3 protein-coding genes are annotated in these 2,757 nt (G+C 64.2%); all 3 read right to left on the bottom strand.

Going from position 1 to position 2,757, the window contains the following annotated elements; translation table 11 throughout:
- Nucleotides 1-1,359: ATP-binding protein (locus tag EN984_RS29770; protein WP_245480145.1), on the bottom strand; the 1,359-nt coding region annotated here is incomplete at its 3' end.
- Nucleotides 1,360-1,475: 116 nt separating this feature from the next.
- Nucleotides 1,476-2,282 (bottom strand): class I SAM-dependent methyltransferase, encoded by an 807-nt coding sequence (locus tag EN984_RS29765; protein WP_127267511.1) that lies wholly within the window; start codon nucleotides 2,280-2,282, stop codon nucleotides 1,476-1,478.
- Nucleotides 2,283-2,443: 161 nt separating this feature from the next.
- On the bottom strand, nucleotides 2,444-2,757 hold a 314-nt coding region (locus EN984_RS29760), incomplete at its 5' end, for a polyprenyl synthetase family protein (RefSeq protein WP_206517512.1).

Below are 2,757 nucleotides of genomic sequence, written 5' to 3'. Positions count from 1 at the left end.
CCAGAACACGGAGCCACGGCCGATCTCGCTTTCGACGCCGATCTTGCCTGCCATCAGGTCGACGAGGCGGGCGGCGATGGCCAAGCCCAGCCCCGTGCCCTCATGGCGGCGGGTGGACGAGCCGTCCACTTGCGCGAATTTCTCGAACACGTTCTGCAGTTTCTCGGCCGGTATGCCGATGCCGGTGTCTTCGACGCGGACCTTGAGCTGGACCACGTCGTTGACGATCTCGCCGCCGACATCGATCAGCACATGACCCTTCTCGGTGAACTTCACGGCATTGCCGAGCAGGTTGGTGATGATCTGCCGGAAGCGGCCGGCGTCGCCGACGACATGGGCCGGCAGGCGCGGGTCGACACGCACGATCAGTTCGAGGTTCTTTTCGGCGACGCGCGCCGAGACCAGCGTCGCCACATCCTCGACCGCCTCGGAAAGGCGGAAGGGAGCAGGGTCGAGAGTGAGTTGCCCGGCATTGATCTTGGAGAAATCGAGGATGTCGTTGATGATGGTGAGCAGCGCGTTGCCGGATTTGACGATGACGTCGGTGAAGGTCTTCTGGCGCGGGGTCAGATCGGTCTTGGCCAGCAGTTCGGCCATGCCGAGCACACCGTTCATCGGCGTGCGTATTTCGTGGCTCATATTGGCCAGGAATTCCGATTTGGCGCGGTCGGCGGCCTCGGCCTTGAACAGGGATTCGGCGGATTCGGCAAAGGCGCGGCGGATTGCCACTTCCATCGGGCGGAAGATCCAGAAGGCGACGATGGCAAGTGCCGCGAACAGGATGCCGCTCGCCCACAGCAGCAGCCTGTCGCTTGAGGCATCGGCCAGGTGGCGCTCATCATCCATGGCGGTGCGGACGCGGACCAGCATCGGCTGGGCGAACAGGTCGTTCTGGTTGCGGATTTCGCGATAGCTCCACTCGTCGACCTTTTGCGCCATCGACATCAGGTTGAAATTGCGCACCATGTCGCGCGGCGACCAGAACAGATCGCCGTTGACGGAAGCGGACTGGAGTTCGTTGACGGTCTTGATCGACAGCCGCGGCTTGATCGCCGCAAGCTGGGCGGTCAGCGTCTCGATCTCGCCGGTCAGGCGCTCCGAATGGCCGCGCGCCGATGTGGTCAGGGCATCGCGTGTCTCCGCCCGCCAGGCGGTGCCGGTGGTCTCGGCGAAGCTGGTCGCGTTGCGCAGGTCGCGGGTGAAGATGACGAGATTGCTGCTCAGCGCATCGATGTCGCGGCGAAAGGAATTGACGCGGTCAAGCGCAATCACGATACCGGCGGAAGCCAGCGCGAAGATCAGCAACCCTGAAATATAGCGGATCCGGACCGACCGGATGAAGGACGAATATTCAGGCATGCGCAACCCCAACACATACGCACCATTTTAATGGCCGGGATTACGCTTCATTTACATTAAAATTTCGTTCGTGAGAGGGCAGGCAGGCCATGCGAACCGCCGGATGGACAGCGCGCCTAGACCGCTTCCACGACGAGGGCGCGGATGCGGCCACGCACCGGGCCTTCCCCGAACCGTTTCCCAAGGGCATTCGCCACGTATCGCGTCGCCTCCTCCAGCGAGCCGCCGCGCGCCTCGATCTCAGCCCGCAGGGGTGTGCCCTGGCAATAGGCCGTGGCCGCCTCATATGGCGACGAAGCGGCGCTGACGGCATCCAGCGGCTCTATGGTGATGTTACCGAAGCCGGCGGCATGAAGGTCGGCGCGGATGACGTCCGCATCGTGATAGCCGTGCGGCGTCCTCGCCATGAAGCGCGGCGGATCGGCCGGGAAAAAATGGCCGAGCGCCCGCGTCACTTCCTCGGCGAACTCGTTGTCGTCGATGGCACTCCAGACGTTGAACAGGAAGTGCCCGCCCGGCCGCATCACCCGCCGCGCTTGGCCGTAGGCGCCCACCCGATCGGGGAAGAACATCGCGCCAAACTGGCAAACCACGGCGTCGAACTCTGCGTCCTCGAAGGGCAGCGCCTGGGCGTCGGCCTGCCGCCAGGTGATCCGAGGATCGTCCGCCATCCGCGTGCGCGCGTGGTCGAGCATGGGCTGGTTGAGGTCGGTGACCACGATGCGGGCTTGCGCCGGCAACTTTGCTGCCATCGCACGTGTCACCACACCGGTGCCCGCCGCCACTTCGAGCACCGATTGCGGCCCGAGCTTCGACACCCGCTCTGCCAGATCCCGTGCATACGGCTCGAAGATCAGCGGCACCATCGCCCGGTCGTAGACCTCGGCAATGGAACCGCTGAACAGCTTGTCGGTGGTCGACATGGCACCCCTCCAACTCTACCCGCACCGCGTGCGTGCCGTGCGGATGGCAAAGCGATGTCGATCCTCTGCCTCGGCAGGCTTCCGCTCAAGTTCTATTTCTGAATTGGCCGGCGGAGGATGAGCGAACTTTAGTCAGCTCGATATCTCGGCTGGCGCCAACCTCAACTGGTGCGGGTCGCCACGAACGTTGCCGCTTCTTTCAGCAACTGGGCGTCGTCGCCATAAGGATCAAGCAGTGCATGCGCCTGCTCGACGAGGCCGTGCAACTGGTTGCGAGCCCAATTCGCACCATGCAAGGCCACCAGCGTCGCCTTGCCGGCGGCGGCGTCCTTGCCGGTTGCCTTGCCCATCTGGCTGGCATCGGCGGTCAAATCGAGCAGGTCGTCGGCAAGCTGGAAGGCAAGACCGATCGCCGAGCCGAATTCGGCCAGCCGCTCGCGGTCATCGGCCGGGGCGCCGGCGATGAGGGCACCTG

This window comes from Mesorhizobium sp. M7A.F.Ca.CA.004.12.1.1 (assembly GCF_003997835.1).
GTDB lineage: Bacteria > Pseudomonadota > Alphaproteobacteria > Rhizobiales > Rhizobiaceae > Mesorhizobium.
This window is presented reverse-complemented; position numbering and strand designations above follow the sequence as displayed.